Source organism: Aurantimonas sp., assembly GCF_964217435.1.
Classification (GTDB): Bacteria; Pseudomonadota; Alphaproteobacteria; order Rhizobiales; family Rhizobiaceae; genus Aurantimonas; species Aurantimonas coralicida.
Window position 1 is genome coordinate 18,916 of sequence record NZ_CAXPJM010000013.1, and the last position, 20,185, is coordinate 39,100.

Consider the following 20,185-nt stretch of genomic DNA (forward strand, 5'->3'; position numbering starts at 1 on the left):
ATGACCGACGATCTTAATCCGGTACCGTCCGGCGCCACGCGCCGTTGCATGGCTACCCGCGTCCGCAACGAGGCAACGCTCTTGGCTCATGAGCGCGCCGATCCCGTGACCCAGCAAAATAATGGCGAGGCGCGCGCCGCGCTGGACAACGACGACGCTGCGATGGTGGCCGCGCCGGGCACGTTCTCCAAGGGCCTCAACCACGACGAATGGGGACGCGTCAAGGTCGGGGACCTGCGCAAATTGATCAGCGAAATCAACCAGGACGCCCCGGGCAGCGCGCCCGGAATGACGCCCTTGCCCGGCACCTACGATCCAAAGTTCCCGGCAAAGTTCGACGTGCCGAAATATCAGGGCGGCTGGAAGTGGAGCTACAAGGTCCCCACAGAGCCGCGTAATTGGGAAAGCCCGATCGCCGGCCATACCCTGGAAACGAACGGGCCCGACCCTGATGATGTCGCGATGCCGCCTGCGCCCGCGCTTGGGTCTGACGAGTTGACCGCGGAAATCGCCGAAGTTTATGCCATGGCGCTGATCCGGGACGTTCCGTTCACCGACTGGGCGGGTAATCCAAAGGTCAAGGCGGTGCTCGCCGCGCTGAAAGAGTTGGACTTTTTCAAGAACCAGAACGCCGATCCGAGGGCCGAATTGCGGCGCAAGGCCCGGCTGATGGGCAGCGCGACGCTGACGGCTGAAAACCTGTTCCGCGGCTCGACTCCTGGCGCCCACAAGGGGCCATATATTTCACAGTTCATGTACGCGGGGAACACCGAAACCGCGGGTGGGCCTGAGACGCCACCAGAGGACGACGGCGCGGAACTCGCCAGTGTTTCGTCGCCAAGCGACGCGCTGACCCGCGCCAATGTCTTCGTGCCCACACAGCTGCGAGGCGCCGCCGAAACCGGCATGGCGGGCATGGCCGAGGCGACCGACTGTGAGGACAAGCTGAGGAATGCCACGGGCCGACAGAAGGGCGTGATACGCTATGGCACGCAGGCGATTCCTCAAACCCAGATCCCCCATCGCCCCAAGCGCGATCACATGACCTTTTGGGGCATGTGGCACGACGTGCAGCGCGGCGCGAACCGCAAGGGCTTGGATTACTACCTGCGCGCCAGGGACCTAGTTGCCGAGGACAAGGTCGACGAGCTTGAAACGCCCGACGCGCCGGTCTCGCGCTTTATCACCACCGGGCGGGACATCGCCACCTATGTCCATTTCGACGCGCTGTACCAGGCCTATCTGAATGCCTGCCTGATACTATTGGGCGAGCCGGAAGTCCGTGTCGACGTCGGCCTGCCAGAGGGCCCGTTTATCGACAAAAGCCAAGGGCATGACACGCGCGACGGCTTCTCCCTTTTCGGCGGGCCGCACATTCTTACCTTGGTGACGGAATGCGCCACCCGCGCGCTCAAGGCCGTGCGCCGGCAAAAGTACAACGTCCATCTTCGCGCCCGGCCAGAGTTCCTAGCTGCGGCGATCGCCGCCGAATGGAACGAGGAGAAGGTACTGGGCAATGTTGAAGGCAAAATCAAAGACATGCGCAAAGCCTTGGACAGCAGCGGCCTGCTCAAGCTCGTGTCCGACCACAACAAAATGCAAAATCAGATCTGGACGGATAACAACTGGAATCCTGATCTCAATTGGATCGATCCGGACAAAAACGCCCTTCTGCCCATGGCCTTCCCCGAAGGCTCTCCCATGCACCCCGCCTATGGCGCGGGGCATGCGACCGTCGCAGGCGCCTGCGTCACCATGCTCAAGGCGTTCTTCGAGATGTACAACGTCACCGACGGCGGGTCTTTCCGGGGTGGGGCGGTCAAACGGGGTGAACTTGATACCAAGACCATCATGGACACCCCAAGCCAGGTGCCAGCCGGCCTGTTCCCGGAAGAGCGTCAGTTGGCCGATCTCGGCTATACCGGCATCTACGAGCCTGATCCCGATTGCGATGGCATAGTGCTGCGGGAAGTCGGAGACACCGACGGCCTGACGATCCAGGGCGAGCTTGACAAACTCGCCGCCAACATCGCCATCGGTCGCGACTTTGCCGGTGTCCATTTCTACACCGACTATTACGAGTCGCTGCGGATGGGCGAGCGCATCTCGATCGGCATCTTGCAAGAACAGATGCTCACCTACCGAGAGCCGCTGTCGATGCGCCTGACCACCTTTGATGGCGAGCGCATGATGCTAATCGGCACGGGTGGCAGCGCGGGACTGGACGATACCCCGGTCCTTATCTGGGACAGCGATGGCAACCCCGTCGATTTCAAGACGTGGTTCGCCCGCAATTGATCTTGTGCCCGGGCCGCCTTGTGTGGCCCGGGCGCCCCGTATTTAATAACAGAGGCTCCGAACATGTCGGCAAAACCTGTCTCTTCTCTCCAAGCAGTGTCAGCGCTTGGAATTCTGATCGTGTTCGCGCTCTTCGCCGGTTACGTCGTCTATGTAGCGTCCAGCGGCGCGACCGATGGGGTCTGGTCTCGCATCCTTGTCATCTTCAGCAGTTTCGAGGCGCTTGGGTTTGCCGCGGCTGGCCTTTTGCTCGGCCAACAGATCAACGCTACGACAGCGCGGCGGGTGTCCGAACTGGAAACCAAGAACGATGGCTTGGCAGCAGATTTGACGAAGGCCGAGTTGCAGAACTCCAAGTTGGTCGGCGCCACGCTGCCGACGCTGCGGACGGTGCGCAAGCAACTTGAGATGCAACACGCGGCGGATGGTAAAAGCACGGAATTCGCCGAACTTCAGGTACAGGTGCAGCGGGACACAGTTCTGCAACTCCTCGATGAGGTCATTGCAGAAACCGATGCTGCACAACATCGGCGCTGATGTCGCGTCCCGTGTCGCCGGCTAGCTCATGGAGATGTAAAACGGCCCGCTGACCCGCCCGAAAATTATCGAAAACATTTGGTTTTGCTCTTCACAAGACCGCGAAGTTCGAGGTTCGCTTCGATCTCCGATCGTTCAATGCCATGCGCCGCAATGTGATCGGCGTTGTTCTAAGCCGAAAGATGGTCGAGCAATGCAATGATCGCCGGGATCACACCTGGTGCCACGTCCTTCATACACAGGTGGGTGTCGCGCAAATTAACAGCGGATTGTACCGCGGTCGCGGAATCGTCGATATCAAAGCTGTCGCTCGACATCACACATCCGATCAGGGTCTGCTTAGGTCCCCGCGAACTGTATTTCTAACGACGCAGCGAAAGACGACTTCCCGCACTTCCCTGACTTTTGTTGCGCTGGGACGAACGGCAGCTATCAGGTGCCGGATCTAATTCGCGAACGGCCGACATGGGCGCAAAGCAGACATGGAGTGCCCGGCGGCATATCGGTAACACGGGCGAAGCTGGCATACTGCCGATCCATGAGATTGCAGCAGAAGGCCGAATTTCAGCACCGAAGCACGAAAAGACCATCGGCTAATTCGGTGGCCGTGCCATCGTGATCATCTGAGAAGGCTTCATCTAATTTGTGCGCCTCCGCGTAGCCCGCCCGTAGAAGCGTTGCCCGGTTGAGCCTCTCTTCGAGCACTTGCCGCACCCGCAGGACCTCGGCGAAATCAGGTGTGGGCAGCATGAACCCCGGCAGCCTGCTTCTTCCCTTCGGTGGGCGCGCATAATGCTTCGCCGCGGTGAAATCAGTGCCGTGTCCTAACAGGGCGCCGACCTCTGAGGGCGTCAGAAGCGCTTTCGCAGCGGCCGCGAATGTGTGCCGGGTAGAGTAAAATGTCGGTCTGCGCTGGCGACGCGGCCAAAGCTCCTGGCAGACCTCGTGGAGCGTGTCTCTGAGCTGAGCGTAATAGGTCCGCCAAACTGCGCGGGCTCGGTCCTTTTCGCGAGGGAGACAGGTGCTCAGGTGTCCCTGCCAATCTCGAATTGCCTGCACCTCCTCGGTAGAGTCGCTCCAAGTCAAGGTTCGGGTCGGTCCGTGCGACCGGCCGTTTGTGCTTTTGCCGTTCTGCACCTTCAGCTTCCATCCCTCCTCCGTGTCCTGGATCATCCTCGTATTGATCCACTCGGAAGGCCGGAGGCCAGTGACGAGGCCTGCAGTAAGCAACAGAAGGACCGCCTCAGCATGTCGGCGCTTCGAGACTGAGAGGGCTGCGGTCAGCTTCTCCCAATCCTGACTGCTGATGCGCTTCTGCTTAAGGGCGGAAGTTCGGAGCGGGACCTTCGGCTGCAGGAACATCGGATTTCGGAGGGGTGAGCTAAGGATGGCGATAGCTCGCTGCACCTCCGCATGGACGGTCGCATTCATGCTGTCGCCCTTAAGTATCAGGCCAAAGACCCAGATCGATGCTGCACGATACTGGCGAAAACTCGAAGGGCTCATCCCACTACGACGATCTGTCAGCCAAGTGGCGTACCCCGGCAGGGATGGATTCTCTGTCGTTTCGAGCTGGTAATTTGCCAGGAGCCGGGCGGCGCACTTTTCGTATCGTTCGGTGGTCTCCGCAGTTCGCGACGTCGCTTCGGTGAGAAACGATGGGGAGTCAGTCAGTTGCGTAGCGGACGCCATCATAGCGCGACCTCCAACGTCCAGTGCCCACTTTCATCCTGTCGGGTGCACCACTTCCCTACTGATCTGCGAACACTGAAGCGCCAGCGGCTTTGCTTTCTGCATTGCTCGCCGTCCCGGTTGTCACCTGCTCTAAGTTGCCACCTCGCCGACGATGCGGATCGTCGCGTCGTTCGCCTCGACCTGCTCAGAGTGGGCGCGCGGGTACGCCTCGGAGAGCGAGACGTCCCCGGTGGGTTTTCTCGCGCATGGCCCGGCCGATCGGATCAGGTTTTCGTTCCGGATCCGCCGCTAATCCTGAGATGCTTTTGCCGGATAGACGACCCATCCGTCGCCCGTATTCTCCGCTCCCGGTGTCGGGGTGGCGGGGTCGATGCGGCCGGGGGCCATCAGGTGATCGACAGAGTGTCCGTTGAGCAGGAGATAGTCCGTGATGATCCGACGGTGGCAGCGCCACCAGACCGCCTCAGAGCACATCATGGCGATACGCTGATCTCGACCACGGCTCACAAGGTCCTCGAATGCAGACGCGAACGCTTCGCCGAGGGCGTAGTCCGCGTAATTGTGGAAGCTCTGTAGCCGCCACATGGCATTGCAGCATTCATCGACGCCGGATTGTTTGCGACGTCGACCTCCAAGGTCGGGGGCGTGCAGATAGCCGATCTGAACCCGTCCGAGCTCATCCGGGAAGTTGTCGATATTGTAGATCGGATTGCTGCGGGAGCGCGGAAAGGAGCGAACGTCCACGAGGAGGCCGATCCGGGCCTCCCGCAGCATCCGGATGGTCTCCTCGAGCTCGCGGTTCGAATGACCGATGGTCGTGAACTGCGCGACCATCAATCCACCTTCGTCAGCGCACTCTCCTTGTGCGCCGCGATATGGTCGGTCTTGTCGCTCTCGATCTCGTATTGGGGGTCATCTTTCGACGCGCGGCGACGGTGGCCCTTGTAGTCGAAATCGGCATGGTGAACCCTGAGGATTCTCCCGGTCACATGACCGGCTTCGGAATTCCAGCTGACATGGTGGCCTTCGGAAAACTTCGCCATCTCGTCCTCCTTCTGCAGCGAAATTCCTCCTGTGCCGCATTGTTCCGATCGGCTGGCGAACCGGGCGGGGATCCGGCCGGAATGGTCCGCGCAGAGCGGCGGCGACGGCCAGCGACATTGCGGTGCCATTCGTCTCGGCGCGGCTGGCCTCGTCGCTGACGCAGACTCATATAACCTCCGACGCAAAGCGGAGATGACCATGGCAGAACACGAAGTCGAGCAGACGCGGAACGACACGCTGATCGCCGAGAACGGCGAGCGCGCGATCTACAGATTCGAGATCAGGAAGCCCGACGGCATCTGGACGCCGATGTTTCGGGGGCAGGACACCATTCATGACGTTCAGGGCGGCGAAGTGGCTGCCCCGGCGCATCCGACCTTCCCGACCGAAGAGCAGGCGCGGGAGTGGCTGGAGGCTCGCACGGACTGACGCGGCAGTCGTCCGCAATACTTGCCGCATTTCGAGCGCGGGGCGGCCCGGCAGTTCCGCGTTCGCAGCCTGGGTCTGATCGGCCTGTCACTGACAGATGCGGATCAGACCGCCTCGTCTGCCTTCCATGCGAGCAAATGCGGTTGGGCGACGGCCTGAATCATCTCAGCACCGCGACCTGACGCAGGCGGTCGGCGGCGAAGTCGACGAAGGCGCGGACCTTTGCGGCGGCCCGGCGTCCCTCGACGTGGACGAGATGGATCGGCAGCGGTTCGGGCTCGTGATCTGCGAGCACCGTCTGCAGGGTTCCGCCCTCCAGATCGGGCCCGATCTGGTAGGACAGCACCCGGCACAGGCCCCAGCCGCTGCGCACGATGGCGATGGAGGCGGCCACGCTGCTGACCGTCAGGCGCGGCTCCACCCTGACGATCCGGGTTCCGTTCGGGCCGAACCGCCACGCCCTGGCCGGACCGTCGGGCATGGTCGCGACGAGGCTGTGGCGCGCCAGATCGGCCGGGTCCTGCGGAATTCCGTTCTCGGCGAAATAGGCCGGCGCCCCGCAGACGGCCCGGCGGACCTGGCCGATCCGCACCGCGGCGAGATCCGAGGACGCCAGGGGACCGATCCGCAGGGCGACATCGATCCCTTCCTCGACGAGATTCACGACCCGGTCGACCATCAGCACTTCGGCGCTCATCCCCGGAAAGGCGTCCAGAAACCCGGTCAGCAACGGCGCGATGTAGATCCGGCCGAACTCCTGCGGACAGGTGATGCGAAGTTGCCCGACCGGCTTGCCGGCCGCCCCGGCGGCGGACTCGTCGGCGGCCTGCAGATGGGCGAGAATTTCCCGCACCTCCGCCAGATATCGCCGCCCCACATCGGTCAGCCGAACCTTGCGCGTCGTGCGGGTGAACAGCCGGGCGCCAAGCCTTGCCTCGAGAGCGTTGACGCCGCGCGTGGCCGACGGACCGCTCATTCCCAGTGTCCGGGCACCACCTGCAAAGCTCTCCGCCTCGGCGACGGCAACGAACATCCTGAGAGACTGCAGCCGGTCCACCGCGGCCTCCATTGCTTCCAGAACTGCAACAGTGCGCTGCAGATTTCGCCTATTCTTCCGGAAGATGAGCATCGCTAGCTTGTCGGCGAGACGCAAGCCGCCCATCCGAAGGAACGCGATCCATGCGCCAGGACAGCTCTTCCGCCACCCGACCGGTGACCCTCTATCGCAACCCGAAATCCGGCCATTGCCACAGGGTGGAGCTGATGCTCCGCTTCCTCGGGCGGCCCTATGTGGCGGTCGACCTCGACATGGCCAATGGCGCCCACAAGCAGCCGGATTTCCTGGCGCTCAGCCCGCTCGGACAGGTGCCGGCGATCGAGGACAATGGCGTCACGCTGGCGGATTCGAACGCCATCATCACCTATCTCGCCTTGCGCTACGGCGACGGCCCGGCCTGGAGCGGCCGAACGCCGGTCGAGGCGGCGGAGGCCCAGCGCTGGCTGTCGATTGCCGCCGGCGAGATCGCCTCCGGCCCCTGCGCGGCGCGACTGGTGACCCTCTTCGGCGCCAGGCTCGACCACGATCTGGCGAAAGCGCGGGCACATGCGCTCTTCGCCGTGATGGACACCCATCTCGACGGCCGCGACTGGCTGGCCGCCGATCGCCCGACCCTCGCCGACGTGGCGGGCTACAGCTACATCGCCCATGCGCCGGAGGGCGGGGTCAGCCTCGCGCCCTACCCCCAGCTCCGCGCCTGGCTCGCACGGATCGAGGCGCTCCCTGACTTCATCGGCATGGCCCGGTCGCCGGCGCTCGCCTGACACCGGCAGGCCGCCCCGCACACAATCCGCTGCAAACCCCAGGAGGAGCCCCATGGCGTTCCCCACCTTCCACGCCGGCGAACTGGCAGCGCAGCGCCGGGCCGGCGTCGGTGACGTTGCGGCCGCGGCCGCCGGCTTCATCCGCGACCGGATGCCCGAGCAGCACCGCGCCTTCTTCGCCTCGCTGCCGTTCCTCGTCATCGCGAGCGGCGACGAGACAGGCCAGCCCTGGGTGTCGATCATCGAAGGCCCGGAAGGCTTTGCCACCTCGCCGAACCCGCGCCAGTTGCGGCTGGCGGCCAGCCTCGACCGGGCGGACCCGCTGGCCGCCACCCTCGCCTCCGGCAGCGAGATCGGCATGCTCGGGATCGCGCTCGACAGTCGCCGGCGCAACCGCCTGAACGGGTTCCTGCGTCCCGAGGGGGCGGGCTATGTCGTCGACGTCCACCAGAGCTTCGGCAATTGCCCGCAATATATCCACGCGCGCGAATGGCGCCGGGTCGACGCCCGCCAGGCCCCTCCCGCCCGGCACTTCGACCGGCTGCAGCCATCCCACGAAGCCTGGATCGCGGCAGCGGATACGCTCTTCATCGGCTCGGGTGTCGGGGCCGACAAACGCCGCACGGCGGCCGGCTTCGATGCTTCCCATCGCGGCGGCGAGCCGGGTTTCGTGCAGGTCGCGACGGACGGCTCCCTGCAGATCCCGGACTACCCGGGCAACAATTTCTTCAATACGATCGGCAATCTCATCCGCGATCCGCGGGTGGGGCTGCTGTTCGTGTCCTTCGAGACCGGCAGCCTTCTGCATATCGCCGGGCGGGCGCGGATCGAGTGGGATGCGGCGGGCAGCGACGATCCGCAGGCGCGGCGCATGATCCGCGTCGCGATCGATCGCGTGGTGGAGCGTCAAGGTGCCCTGTCGCTGCGCTGGAGCCGGGACGGCGTGGAAACGCTGGGGATGAGGGTGATCGACAAGGTCGTCGAAAGCGACGCCATCGCCTCGTTTCATCTCACCCCGCCGGACGGCGGGCCGCTGGCGCCGTTCCAGCCAGGCATGCATCTGCCGGTCGCACTGACGGTGCCCGGTCAGGCAAGCCCGGTGCGGCGCAGCTATTCGCTGTCCGGCAGCCCGACGGCCCGGCATTACCGCATCAGCGTCAAGCGAAAGGAACGGGGGATCGCCTCGCGCTTCCTCCACGATCAGGTCGCTGTGGGCGACACGATCATGACGGGGCGGCCGGCGGGTGCCTTCCAGGCCCCGTCCGGCGACAGCCCGCTGGTGCTGGTCAGCGCCGGGGTCGGTGTGACGCCGATGCTCTCGATGCTGCATGCCGCCGTGGAAAGCCAATCGGGCCGGCCGATCCGGTTCGTCCACGGCGCCCGAAACCGGCGCAGCCACGCCTTTGCCGCCGAAATCGACGCACTGGTCGCGACGGGCGCGCCCATCGAGCGGCGGATCTACTACAGCGCCCCGGAGGCAGCGGACGCGCCGGGCGTTCACTTCGACAAAGCCGGGCGGATCACGGCGGCGGACCTCATCGCCCTCGATGCAGGTGCGGATGCCGACTACATGCTTTGCGGTCCCGAGGGTTTTCTCGCGGACATCCATGCGGGCCTCGAAGCCGGCGGCGTCGATCCCGACCGGATCCACTTCGAGACCTTCGGTCCCGGCGGATAAGACGCGGATCGGACGGCGAAGCAGCTCCGCCGACGCGCTGAGGACGCCGGCACCACGCGGGCCGGACCGGATCGGACAGCGGTGCCCGTGCCGTCCTAACCCAGCGCGTCGATGACGCCTTGGGTCGTCGTCACGGTGGCGACGTTCTGCATGGCGTAGTTGATCGAGGCCTGGTGCCAGTCGGCATTCATGGTCGAACAGGCATCCTGCGGCACGATCATGTGGAAGCCCTTGTCGGCCCCGGTGCGGGCGGTGTGCTCGACGCTCATGTTGGTCCAGGCGCCGCAATTGATGATCGTGTCGCGTCCGCCATGGCGCAGATAGGCTTCGAGCCGGGAGGTCTCCCAGGCGCTCATGCTCATCTTTTCCACCACCAGATCGCCGTCCTGCGGGGCGAGACCGTCCACCGGGGCAGCGCCCCAGGTGCCGCGCACCAGGGCATTCTCGCGCTTCAGGCCCTTCATCAGTTCGGCATGCTGCGCGAGATAGGGCGCGCCCGGCTCGATCAGCATCCAGACATGCAGCACCATGATGCCGCGCCGCCGCGCCGCCTCAGCCAGCCGCGCGGCATTGGCGACGACGTTCTGGGCACGGGCATGGTCGGGCGCGCCGGAGGCGGCAAAGGCGCCGCCGTCGATGATCACGTCGTTCTGCAGGTCCTGCAGGATCAGGGCGGTGCGCGCCGGGTCGAGCCGGGCGTCGAGCCGCGGGCGAAGGTTCAGCGCCGGAGCAGCCACCCGCGCGGAGGATGGCGTCGGGGATGGCGTGGGGGTGGGGACCGGGACGGCAGCGGCGCGCCGCGGCGTGGTGCGCGGATACATGAAGGGTTCGTCGCGGCCACGGGTCAGGGTCTGGACCGAATAGAGCGACGACGTCGCGCACAGGAACAGCGTCGACCAGTCCTCGCCGCCCCAGTGCAGATTGGCGACCATTTCAGGGCAGCTGATCTTGCCGATCAGTTCGCCATGGAACGAGTAGACCCAGACGCCGCCGGGGGCGGTGACATAGATGTTGCCGTCCTTGTCGGCTTTCATGCCGTCGGGCAGGCCGGGTTTCAGCCGGTCCTGGATGCCGCCGGCGAAGAGCCGGCCATTCTCCAGCCCCTTCGCCGTCACGTCGAACAGGCGGATATTGGCCTGCTCGGTGTCGTTCACCCACATCCAGCGCTGGCAGGGCGAGAAGGTGAGGCCGTTGGGCTGGCTGAACAGATAGCGGTCCACGACCAGTTCGGGCTCGTCCCCCGGGACATGGCCAGGAGAGAGTCGATAGACGCCCTGAAAGCCCAGCTGCAGCGGGCGGGGAACGCCGAAATGCTCCCGGCGGCCATAGGTCGGATCGGTGAACCAGATCGCGCCGTCATTGCCGACGACGATGTCGTTGGGGCTGTTCAGCTCGCGGCCCTGATAATGCGAACAGAGGACGGTGCGGGTGCCGTCAGGCGCGATGCGCGCGATGGAAGAGGTGGAATGCTCGCAGACCAGAAGGTTCAGCTCGGCGTCGTAGGTCATCCCGTTGGCCTTGTTGGTCGGCTTCTGGATGACGGCGACGCCCTGCCCCGGCGTCCACTGGCGGCGGGTATCGGCGGGCATGTCGGAGAAGATGAGGTTGCCGTTCACCGGATGCCACAGCGGCCCCTCGGTGAAGGTGAAGCCGGTCCCCAGCTGGCGAACGGGGGCGTGTTCCTCGACGATGTCGCGGAAGAAGCCGTCCGAGATCGCTTCATGTGCCATAGCCTTGCCCCTCTCGTCGCGAATGGATGCCGCGCCCAGCACCCGCCGGCCGCCCCGGCGTGGCGGCGCGGTTCATTCCCCTATGCACCCTGGTCAGCCGGCAAAGTCAGACCGGGAACCAGGGGCGGTTCGGCAGGGTCTCGGTCATCGGGCCGGGCACCGTCATGCCGAGCCGCCCGACCACCTTCTGGCGCTCGATCTTCGCCGGCCGGTCGTGGATGGGCAGCAGGAACGTGTAGTTGTTCAGGAGCTTCTTGATCGCGCCCTTCTCGGCCCGCTTGGATTCGGAGTGGTTGCCGGTGACGCGCGGCTCCATCCAGTTGTTGGTGTGGACGTGGTTCACGATCTGGTCGTTGAAGTCGTAGATGACGTCGCCGCAGATGCAGGCGAGGCCCTCGGCGGTCTCGACGATGACGTTCATCGAGCCTTCCGTATGGGCCCCCGCCGGCTCGCACCAGACGCCCGGAATGATCTCCTCGGCCCCGGTGATGTCGAGATCGAGGAAGCGCATCGCCTCGGGCTCGTAGATGCGGTCGACCAGATGCTTGATGTCGGGCTTGGGATATTGCGGGAACATGATCCCCGACACCGAGAACTCCATCTCGCGCCGGTTGATGACGACGGTCGTGTTCATCGGGAACAGATCGTCCTTGCCGGCATGGTCGATATGCAGATGGGTGTGCAGCACGTAGCGGATGTCGCCGAGCTTCAGCCCGTGCCGGGCGAGCTGGTTCTCGATCATGTTCTCGTGGAACTGGAGGCCGCGCATGCCGAGGCTCTCCATGATGGCGTTGTCGCGGTAGCCGGTGTCCACGACGATCGGATATTCGCCGCCGGTGATCAGAAAGCCGTAGACCGGCACCCGGCGGGTGCGGCCGCATTCGTGCCCGAGGACGAGGAAGCTCGTCTCCAGCTCGATGTCGCCATAGTCGAGGATGTGGATCTGCAAGGCCATGATGGTCTCCCCCCTTGTGTCGTCTACAGCCGGTAGATGCGGGCTGCGGTGTCATTGAAGATCGCGGATTGCTTCTTGGCGGACAGGGACTTCGCCCCGGCGCGAAAGGCGTTGAATAGCTCGGTGTAGGAGGTCCAGAGCTTCTCGATGGGGAAGTTCGACCCGTACATGCAGCGCTCGGCGCCGAAGAGCTTTTCGGTCGCGAGGATCATCTCCTCGATGAAGGCCGGATCGTTGCGATGAATGAAGGTGCCGAAGGCGCTGAGCTTGGTGACGACGTTCGGGCAGTCGGCCAGCCGTTTCATGCCGTCGCGCCAGGCCGCGTCGCCCGCCTCGGACCGGTCCTCCTTCATCCCGGCGTGCTGCAGGATGAAGGTCACCTCGGGGCAGGCCCGGGCGAGCTCGGCGGCGCCTTCCATCTGCCCCGGAAACACCTGCAGGTCGAAGCTCCAGCCATAGTCGGCGAGCCGGGCGACGTTCTTCTGCACGGTCTCGTCGCGGGCGAGATCGGGGGTCTTGGCGAAGCGGTAGAGCGGGTTCTCGTGCCAGTGGAGCTGCTGGCGAATGCCACGCATCCGGTCGTGGCGTTTCAGCTTGTCGAGCTGGGCGGTCACGTCGCGTTCGGTGAAGTCCGCATAGCCGACGATGCCGGCGATGGTGCCGTGCTCCTCGGCGACTTCCTGCACCCAGGCGACCTCGTCGGCGGCCCAGTTCGGGGCCCAGTTGGCCTGCACATAGACCGATTTCGCAATGCCCGTGCCGGCGAGGTCAGCCTGGTATTCGCGGATCGAATAGTCGCGCATGATCGCGCGGTAGGGCCCGAAGATGCGCGGCTGTTCCGGGCCGATCAGCCAGGGCAGATCGGCCTGGCGCCAGATGTGATGATGCGCGTCGATCATTTTCGTCTCGCATATTCGAGGAAGTGATCGGCCACCCGGCCGGGCGAGGCGCCGTCGCCGAGATGATCGAGGACGGGCAGGATCATCTGCAGCCCGGCGGTGCGCGGCGCGTAATGCGGATCGGCGGCCAGCGGCGACAGCCAGTCGACCCGCCAGGCGATGCGGGAGAGGCGGTTGACCGCGTCGGCCATGGCCGCCGGCGAGCCGCGCTCCAGCCCGTCGGACACCACGGTCACCGCCGCGCCGCGCGCAAAGCCGGCGTAGCGCGGGACCGCGAGAAAGGCCTGCAGGGCTTCGCCAATCCGCGTGCCGCCATCGAAATCGGCAACGGCCGCGGCGGCCCGGGGCAGCGCCTGTTCGGCGTCGGCCGGCTTCAGGGCCGCGGTGATCCGGGTCAGGCGGGTGCCCAGCGTGAACACTTCCGCCCGGTCGGCGGCCTGCACCAGCGCATGGCCGAGGCGGATCATGCCCTCGCTCTGCGCCTTCATCGAGCCGGAGACGTCGATGAGCAGGAGCACCCGCCGCTGCCGCGACTTGCGGCGCGTCTCGTGCAGGCGCAGCACCTCGCCGTCGCGGCGTGCGGCCTCGCGCAGGGTCCGGCGCAGATCCATCCGGTCGCCGTGCCGGGTCGCGCGCCGGCGATAGGACAGGCGGCGCGGCAGCGCGGCGGGCGCCTGGCGCAGGAGCCGCGCTGCGGCCGCGTCGTCGCGGCTGGCGATGCTGCGCGACGTCAGGCGTTCGGCCTCGGTCGCATCCGCCCCCGCCTCGCTCTCGTCGTCCCCGGCCTCGATGTCATGCGTTCCGCCGGTCGGCTCGTGGGCTTCCGATTCCTCGTCCTCGGTCTCTGACGGGGCCCGGATCACCTGATCGAGAAACACGGCGCGGAAGATCGCGTCGTATTCGGCAACACGTTCGGGCGGCACGGAAAACAGCGCCCGCCCGGCGCGCCAGATGTCGGTCATGTCACGCGGGCCGAGAACGCCCACCGCCGCGATGAAGTCCACGGTCTGGTCCGGCGACACGGCAAAACCGGCCTGGCGCAGGGACGGCGCAAAGCGCAGGAACGGATCGAGGGCGCGCGGGGTCATGCCGCCTCGCCCGGCAGGATCGCCGCCAGCCGGTCCCGCATGTAGGAGAGGTCGTCATGGTCCTTCAGCGCGACGCCGATCGCCCGGGCGAAGGAGTCGGGCCAGCGGGCGCCCTGCGAATTCAGAAGCGTGGCGGCCTCGGCCCATTCGACGGTTTCGGCGACACCCGGCGGCTTGGCCAGCGGCTCCTGCCGCAAGAGGCCGACCGAGGCCACCACGGCCCGGGCCGTCGCTTCGGCGACGCGCGAGGCGCGGGTCATGACGATCCGGGCCTCGAGTTCGGGCGAGGGATAGTCGATCCAGTGATAGACGCAGCGGCGGCGCAGCGCCTCGTGCAGGTCGCGGGTGCGGTTCGACGTCAGCGCCACGACCGGCGGCTGCGCCGCGCGCACCGTGCCGGTCTCCGGGATCGAGATCGTGAAGTCGGAGAGGAATTCCAGGAGGAACGCCTCGAACTCGTGATCCGCCCGGTCGATCTCGTCGATCAGCAGCAGCGTGCCGGTGGGATTGCGCAGCGCCGCCAGCAGCGGCCGTTCGAGCAGGTAATCCTCGGAATAGAGATTGACGTAGTCCTGCCCCGCCTGCCGGATGGCCAGCATCTGGCGTGGGTAGTTCCATTCGTAGAGCGCCGAGGCGGCGTCGATCCCCTCGTAGCATTGCAGCCGGATGACGCTGCGGCCGAGGACGCCGCCGAGCGCCTTGGCGGCCTCGGTCTTGCCGACCCCCGGCGCGCCTTCCAGAAGCAGCGGCTTGCCGAGCGCCAGCGCCAGATAGGCGGCCGTCGCCAGCGCGTCGTCGGCGATGTACTGGGCGCCGTCCAGCGCCGTCTGCAGCTCCGCGGGAGACGAGATGCCGGCTATGGTCGCCCTTGTGACCATCAGGCGGCGCGTCCTTTCGAGCGGGCCGGCGGCCGGGCGCCGCCCATTTCGCGCAGGCCGCGCAGGATCTTCTCCGGCGTGATCGGCAGCGTGTCGCAGCGCAGGCCGATCGCGTCATAGATGGCATTGGCGATGCCGGGCAGTACGGGGTTGGCGCACATCTCGCCCGGCCCCTTGCCGCCGAAGGGCGCATCCTCGGCCGGGCGTTCCAGGACGGCGATGTGGTGCGGCACGACCTGTGCGGGTCCGGGCATCAAGTAGTGGTTGAAGTCCGTCGCCCCGTGCCGGCGGTCGGGATAATAGGGCTCGGTGGTCTCGTAGAGCGCGTGGCTGACGCCCATCCACGCCCCGCCGATCAGCTGCTGCTCCACCAGTTTCGGATTGAGCGCACGCCCCACCTCATAGGCGGAGTTGATCTCCTTCACCTCGACCTCGCCGGTCTCGTCGTCGACCTCCAGGTCGATGATGAGGGCCGCATGGGCGAAACAGGTCACCGGCGTCATCTCGCCGGTCTCGGGATCGGCGCTGGATGGCGGGATCAGGAAGATGCCGCGTCCCGACAGGGTGCGGCCCTGCTTGAACTGCGCGGCGATGGCCGTCTCGGCGACGGTGATCGCGCGGCCCGGCGCGCCCTTGACGTGGATGTTGCCCTTGCCGTCGGTCGTCAGGTCGCCGGCATCGACCTCCATCTCTTCGGCCGCCGCTTCCAGCATCTGCCGCCGCGCCTCGGTGCTGGCCCGGATCACCGCATTGCCGACCCGGTGCGTGCCGCGGGAGGCGAAGGAGCCCATGTCGTGCGGGCCGGTGTCGCTGTCGGCGGTGTCGACATAGACGTCCTCGATCGGCACGCCGAGGGTTTCGGCGGCGATCTGGCGCGACACGGATTTCATTCCCTGGCCGAGATCGATGGCGGACAGCGCCACCATGAACTTGCCGTCGGGGGTCGAATGGACCAGCGCCTGCGACGGGTCGCCGCCGAGATTCATGCCGATCGGATAGTTGATGCAGGCAAAGCCCCTGCCTCTGTGGATGGTCATGTCATCGCCTCCGCGTGCCGGACAGGAAGGGCGAACTGCCGGGACGACGCGTCCCGCGCGAAAACGGCTTGTCGGGCCGATAGGGCTCGGGCTCTGTCGGTGCCGGCCGCTGGTACGGCGCGTCGTGCGGCGCTCCTGGGGTCGAGCCAGGCGGCGATCCCGGCGCCGGCTGTATGCCGTAGGACGGCGACGCTGGCGGCGGGGCAGACGGCGCAGCAGGTGGGGGCGCGGCTAGGGGCGGTGTCGGCCGGGGCAGCATGATGCCGCCGCCGCTCTGGGACGCTGCCGGCCGATAGGGGGCGGAAGGCTGTGCGGCGCCGGAGGTCGGGCCCGCTGCAGCAGGCGGCGTCTCGCTCTCCATGCGGTGGCCGATGCGGTCCGCCTCGATCTGCATGTCGGGGTTCTGCGGCGGCGCCGCGACGATGGTCGCGCCATGCTGGCCGGCCGGCACCCGGCCGCGTCCGTTTCTCGAAGGCGCAGTCGAGGCCGTGCGCCCGGCCCGGCGTTCGCCGATCCGGCCCTCGTCGTCGGTCACCGTCTCGGGGATCGCCACCCGCTCCGGCGTGCCGCCGCCGGTCAGCGACGATTGCGCCATCGCCTCGGCCGACAGTGGCCATTGCGCCTTGCCCGCCGCCACCTGGCAGCATTCGATCAGCGCGGTGTTCTTGGCCTTGCGCCGATGCGCCTTCATGTCGCCGTCGCGATAGGCGTTGAGGATGCGCAGCTCGATCGGGTCCATGCCGACCGCCTCGGCGACCCGGTCCATCTGGCATTCGATGGCAAAATCCACCGCCGTGATGCCGAAGCCCCGCATCGCCGTCGCCGGGGTGCGATTGGTGACGCAGCAATAGACGTTGGACGCCACATTGGGGATGAAATAGGGGCCCGGCAGATGGCCGGTGCCCTTGACGATGGCGTAGGAGGACAGGCGCGTATAGGCGCCGCTGTCGAAGAAGCCGGTGAATTCGCGCGCGACGATGCGCCCGTCGGCCATCACGCCGTCCTTGAGCCGCCAGCGCTCGGCGCCGCGCGGCGCGCCGACCTGCATCTCCTCTTCCCGGTCCCAGGCAAAGCGCACCGGCCGCCCGGTCAGGATCGCGCCGAGAACGGCGGTCGGCTCGACGATGCTGTCGACCTTGCCGCCGAAGCCGCCACCGGCCGTGCCGCCGATGAAATGCAGGCGCGAGGACGGGATGTCGAGGAGCTTGGCCGTGGTGCCGAGCGAGAAGAACAGCGCCTGCGTGTTGGTGTAGCAGACATAGCGGTCGTTCTGCTCGGGCGCCGCGATGGCCCCGCAGGTCTCGATCGGCGCCTGCTCGATCGGCGACATCTGGTACTCGGCCTCGACGATATGGTCGGCGCGGGCGAAGGCCGCGTTCACGTCGCCGAAGCGCAGTTTCTGGTGATCGTAGCGCTCGTGATAGTCGAAGCTGTTGTTGGGATAGACCTCGTTGACCACCGGCGCGCCGGGCTTCAGTGCCTCCTCGGGGTCGAGGACATGGGGCAGCACCTCGTAGTCCACCCGCACCTGCGCCACCGCCTCGCGGGCCAGGCGCTCGGTGTCGGCGATCACCCAGGCCACCGTCTCGCCCTTGTAGCGGACCTTGTCATGGGCGCAGAGCGGCTCGTCGTCCTTGCCGAAATTGATCAGCGACAGCAGGGTGTTGAGGTTGTTCGGCACGTCCCTCGCGGTCGCAACCCGGCGCACGCCCGGCATCCGCTCGGCCTCGCGCGTATCGATCGAGCGGATGCGCGCATGGTGGTGGGGCGAGCGGACGGCGCGCATGTGCAGCAGGCCGTCGAACAGATGATCGTCGTAATAGGGCGTGCGCCCGGTGACATGGCCGAGAATGTCCTGCCGGATGGTCGGCTGGCCGATCTCCTTCAGCGTGTCGTCGCGTTCGTCGGCGAACAGGTCCTTGCGGAACTCGATGCTGGTCATGCCGCGCCCCTCATCCGCTGGCTCGCCCTCATGACCGCGTCGATGATGGGCTCGTAGCCGGTGCAGCGGCACAGATTGCCGGAGATCGCCTCGGCCACCTCGTCGCGGCTTGGGCTGGGCTGCCGGTCGAGCAGCGCCTTGGCGGCCATCAGCATGCCGCTGGTGCAGAAGCCGCACTGGGCGGCGAATTCTTCCATGAAGGCCGTCTGGAGCGGGTGGAGCTGCGGCCCGCCGGCCAGCCCGCCAGTCGTGTCGATGCGCCGCCCCTCGACGGTTTCGGCCAGTGTCAGGCAGGCCAGATGCGGCTGGCCGTCGATCAGCACGGTGCAAGCGCCGCAGGTGCCCTGGGCACAGCCCTGCTTGGGCGACAGATCGCCGGCGCCGCGCCGCAGGACGTCGATCAGATTGGCGCCTTCGTCGACGAACAGCGCGGTTTCGGCGTCGTTCAACGTGAATCGGACGGGTGTCTTGGCCATCAGCGCGCCTCCCTCAGCAACAGGCGCCGCAGATGCACCGGGGCGACCTCACGCCGGTACCATTCGCTTGCCAGCGCGTCGTCGGCCGGGGCCAGCCCATCGAGACAGGCGGCGAGCGCGCCTTCGATACCGGCCGGGTCCAGTGTGCGGTCCCGCAACGCGCGTTCCGCCGCCTTGGCGCGCAGCGGGGTCGGCCCCATGCCGCCGAAGGCGATCCGCGCGTCGGTGATGCGACTGCCGCCCTGCAGCCAGGCGGCGATGGACAGCATCGACACGCCCTTCGGCTTGACCCGGCTGATCTTGGCCCAGCGGAATTCCGACGCGGTGGCGCGCGGCAGGAGGACCGCCGTCACCAGTCCGCGCTGGCGGTCGCGGCCGGCAAGGAAGGTTTCCATCGGCTCTGTCGCACCGCCGGCCATCTCGACCCGCGCATCCAGCGCCAGGAGCGCGGTGGCCAGGTCGCCATAGGGATGCGCCGCGAAGAGATTGCCGCCCACCGTCGCCATATTGCGGACCGCAGGCCCGCCGATCATCCGGGCCACCGGATGCAGGATCTCGGCGTCGCGTGCGGCGAGAAGGTCGGCCATGGTGGCGCCGGCGCCGATCCTGAGGCCGGTGCCGTCGGAGCGGATCTCGCGGGGCATGGTGCGGGCCCGCACGATCCGGTCGAAGGACGGATCGGCGTAGTTCACGCCGCGCATCACCAGCGTGCCGCCGGCCAGGAAGCGCGTGCGATCGCCCATCTGCCGGGCCGCCTCGTCGAGTGTCGCGCAGGTCTGAACGCTCAGCATGTCAGGCCCCCAGCTCGGTTCGGATCGCCTCGAAGCCGGCGACATAGATGCCGTCGCCGACCGCGGCCCCCAGTTCGGCCTCCCGGCCCTTCGGCGTGTCGAAGCGGCTTTCCCAGTGCCAGAAGGTGGCGTCGCCATCGGTGACCGGGGACAGCCTTATGTGGGCGACGTAGTTGAGCAGCGGGATCGGCGTATCGAGCAAGCAGTAGGTCATCGACATCTCGGCATCCGACAGGGTCAGCAATTGCTCGCGCAGCTCCTCGCCGGTCTCGAGCCGGAAGCGGCGCACGGCGCCCACCTGGTCGGTCACGCGGCCGCGCTCGACCTGGCTGGTGGCGACCGCCGGGTGCCAGCGGTCATGGCCGTTGAAATCGCGCACGATCTCCCAGACCGCCTCGACCGGCGCCTCCAGAACGGTGCTGCGGACGACGTGAACCATGAGCGCCGCCTAGCCCCCGAAATGCCGCTTGAGCGCGTCGAAACCGCCCTGGAACACGTTGCGGCCGGTGCCGGTGACGAGATCGCTCTCGTCCTTCGGATCGCAGCTGAATTCGGCCGACCATTCGGCGAAGCAGTGTCCCGTGTCGGTGACCGGCGTCAGGCGCAGCGTCGCCATGTAGTCCGACCAGGGCTGCGGGCCGTCGAGCATGACGTAGGTGACGAACAGGTCGTAATCCGACATGCCGACGAGCTGCTCTCTGATGTTGTCGCCGCTCTGCAGGTGGAAGCTGCGAATGCAGCCGATCTTGTCGGACGGCAGGGCGTCCTCGATGCGGCTGTCGCGAATGCGCGGATGCCATTTCGGCAGCGCGTTGAAGTCGCGAATCCGCTCCCAGACGCGGGAGGCCTCGGCCGGAATGACCGAGCTGACATAGACCCTCGCCATG

At 66.6% G+C, this 20,185-nt stretch carries 20 protein-coding genes and 1 pseudogene; 5 read left to right on the forward strand and 16 right to left on the reverse strand.

The window, feature by feature from the left end:
* Positions 1 to 2,298, forward strand: coding sequence for a hypothetical protein (locus ACEQX1_RS06865; protein WP_370193865.1), 2,298 nt, complete (start codon positions 1 to 3; stop codon positions 2,296 to 2,298).
* A gap of 120 nt (positions 2,299 to 2,418) precedes the next feature.
* The gene (locus tag ACEQX1_RS06870; RefSeq protein ID WP_370193866.1) at positions 2,419 to 2,835 is read left to right on the forward strand and encodes a hypothetical protein; all 417 of its coding nucleotides are present in this window, start codon (positions 2,419 to 2,421) and stop codon (positions 2,833 to 2,835) included.
* A gap of 170 nt (positions 2,836 to 3,005) precedes the next feature.
* On the opposite strand, the gene ACEQX1_RS06875 is transcribed toward ACEQX1_RS06870, so the two are convergent.
* From ACEQX1_RS06875 to ACEQX1_RS06890, 4 genes are all read right to left on the reverse strand, one after another.
* The gene (locus ACEQX1_RS06875; RefSeq protein WP_370193868.1) at positions 3,006 to 3,152 is read right to left on the reverse strand and encodes a hypothetical protein; all 147 of its coding nucleotides are present in this window, start codon (positions 3,150 to 3,152) and stop codon (positions 3,006 to 3,008) included.
* A 247-nt stretch (positions 3,153 to 3,399) separates the two neighbouring features.
* Complete coding sequence (locus ACEQX1_RS06880) at positions 3,400 to 4,527, reverse strand: site-specific integrase (RefSeq protein ID WP_370196646.1); 1,128 nt, start codon at positions 4,525 to 4,527, stop codon at positions 3,400 to 3,402.
* Positions 4,528 to 4,818: 291 nt separating this feature from the next.
* The gene (locus ACEQX1_RS06885; protein WP_370193870.1) at positions 4,819 to 5,364 is read right to left on the reverse strand and encodes a DUF488 family protein; all 546 of its coding nucleotides are present in this window, start codon (positions 5,362 to 5,364) and stop codon (positions 4,819 to 4,821) included.
* Complete coding sequence (locus ACEQX1_RS06890; protein WP_370193871.1) at positions 5,364 to 5,573, reverse strand: DUF2945 domain-containing protein; 210 nt, start codon at positions 5,571 to 5,573, stop codon at positions 5,364 to 5,366. Before ACEQX1_RS06890 ends, ACEQX1_RS06885 begins: the two co-directional genes overlap by 1 nt.
* Positions 5,574 to 5,766: 193 nt before the next feature.
* Between ACEQX1_RS06890 and ACEQX1_RS06895 the strand changes: the two genes are divergently transcribed.
* The gene (locus ACEQX1_RS06895; protein WP_370193872.1) at positions 5,767 to 6,003 is read left to right on the forward strand and encodes a hypothetical protein; all 237 of its coding nucleotides are present in this window, start codon (positions 5,767 to 5,769) and stop codon (positions 6,001 to 6,003) included.
* Positions 6,004 to 6,163: 160 nt separating this feature from the next.
* Here the strand turns inward: ACEQX1_RS06895 and ACEQX1_RS06900 are convergent, their stop codons facing one another.
* Entirely contained in the window at positions 6,164 to 7,072 is a 909-nt protein-coding gene (locus tag ACEQX1_RS06900; protein ID WP_372521424.1) for a LysR family transcriptional regulator, read from the reverse strand.
* A gap of 110 nt (positions 7,073 to 7,182) precedes the next feature.
* On the opposite strand from ACEQX1_RS06900, the gene ACEQX1_RS06905 reads away from it, so the two are divergent.
* Both ACEQX1_RS06905 and ACEQX1_RS06910 read left to right on the forward strand, forming a co-directional pair.
* Positions 7,183 to 7,824, forward strand: coding sequence for a glutathione S-transferase family protein (locus ACEQX1_RS06905; protein WP_370193874.1), 642 nt, complete (start codon positions 7,183 to 7,185; stop codon positions 7,822 to 7,824).
* Positions 7,825 to 7,876: 52 nt separating this feature from the next.
* Positions 7,877 to 9,502: a pyridoxamine 5'-phosphate oxidase family protein gene (locus ACEQX1_RS06910; protein WP_370193875.1), complete on the forward strand. Its 1,626-nt coding sequence runs from the start codon at positions 7,877 to 7,879 to the stop codon at positions 9,500 to 9,502.
* A gap of 95 nt (positions 9,503 to 9,597) precedes the next feature.
* On the opposite strand, the gene ACEQX1_RS06915 is transcribed toward ACEQX1_RS06910, so the two are convergent.
* From ACEQX1_RS06915 to ACEQX1_RS06965, 11 genes and pseudogenes are all read right to left on the reverse strand, one after another.
* Positions 9,598 to 11,232, reverse strand: a complete 1,635-nt coding sequence (locus ACEQX1_RS06915; RefSeq protein ID WP_370193876.1) for an isochorismatase family protein — start codon at positions 11,230 to 11,232, stop codon at positions 9,598 to 9,600.
* 106 nt (positions 11,233 to 11,338) lie between these two features.
* On the reverse strand, positions 11,339 to 12,187 hold the full coding sequence (locus tag ACEQX1_RS06920; protein ID WP_024350879.1) for an N-acyl homoserine lactonase family protein: 849 nt from the start codon (positions 12,185 to 12,187) through the stop codon (positions 11,339 to 11,341).
* A 23-nt stretch (positions 12,188 to 12,210) separates the two neighbouring features.
* The gene (locus tag ACEQX1_RS06925) at positions 12,211 to 13,086 is read right to left on the reverse strand and encodes an amidohydrolase (RefSeq protein ID WP_370193879.1); all 876 of its coding nucleotides are present in this window, start codon (positions 13,084 to 13,086) and stop codon (positions 12,211 to 12,213) included.
* Complete coding sequence (locus tag ACEQX1_RS06930) at positions 13,083 to 14,174, reverse strand: VWA domain-containing protein (RefSeq protein WP_370193880.1); 1,092 nt, start codon at positions 14,172 to 14,174, stop codon at positions 13,083 to 13,085. Before ACEQX1_RS06930 ends, ACEQX1_RS06925 begins: the two co-directional genes overlap by 4 nt.
* Positions 14,171 to 15,052 (reverse strand): AAA family ATPase, encoded by an 882-nt coding sequence (locus ACEQX1_RS06935; RefSeq protein WP_370196647.1) that lies wholly within the window; start codon positions 15,050 to 15,052, stop codon positions 14,171 to 14,173. Before ACEQX1_RS06935 ends, ACEQX1_RS06930 begins: the two co-directional genes overlap by 4 nt.
* Entirely contained in the window at positions 15,052 to 16,089 is a 1,038-nt protein-coding gene (locus tag ACEQX1_RS06940; RefSeq protein ID WP_370193882.1) for a xanthine dehydrogenase family protein molybdopterin-binding subunit, read from the reverse strand. The genes ACEQX1_RS06935 and ACEQX1_RS06940 overlap by 1 nt, the downstream gene beginning before the upstream one ends.
* Before the next feature lie 292 nt (positions 16,090 to 16,381).
* Positions 16,382 to 18,031 (reverse strand): annotated as a pseudogene (locus ACEQX1_RS06945) (xanthine dehydrogenase family protein molybdopterin-binding subunit); the annotation flags it as partial.
* A complete protein-coding gene (locus ACEQX1_RS06950; protein WP_024350885.1) occupies positions 18,028 to 18,507 on the reverse strand; it encodes a (2Fe-2S)-binding protein in 480 nt (159 codons plus the stop codon). The gene ACEQX1_RS06950 and the pseudogene ACEQX1_RS06945, both read right to left, overlap by 4 nt.
* Positions 18,507 to 19,298, reverse strand: coding sequence for a xanthine dehydrogenase family protein subunit M (locus ACEQX1_RS06955; RefSeq protein ID WP_370193883.1), 792 nt, complete (start codon positions 19,296 to 19,298; stop codon positions 18,507 to 18,509). The genes ACEQX1_RS06950 and ACEQX1_RS06955 overlap by 1 nt, the downstream gene beginning before the upstream one ends.
* A gap of 1 nt (position 19,299) precedes the next feature.
* Complete coding sequence (locus ACEQX1_RS06960; protein WP_024350887.1) at positions 19,300 to 19,737, reverse strand: SRPBCC family protein; 438 nt, start codon at positions 19,735 to 19,737, stop codon at positions 19,300 to 19,302.
* Between the two features lie 9 nt (positions 19,738 to 19,746).
* Positions 19,747 to 20,184, reverse strand: coding sequence for an SRPBCC family protein (locus ACEQX1_RS06965; protein WP_024350888.1), 438 nt, complete (start codon positions 20,182 to 20,184; stop codon positions 19,747 to 19,749).
* Between the last annotated feature and the right edge of the window lies 1 nt (position 20,185).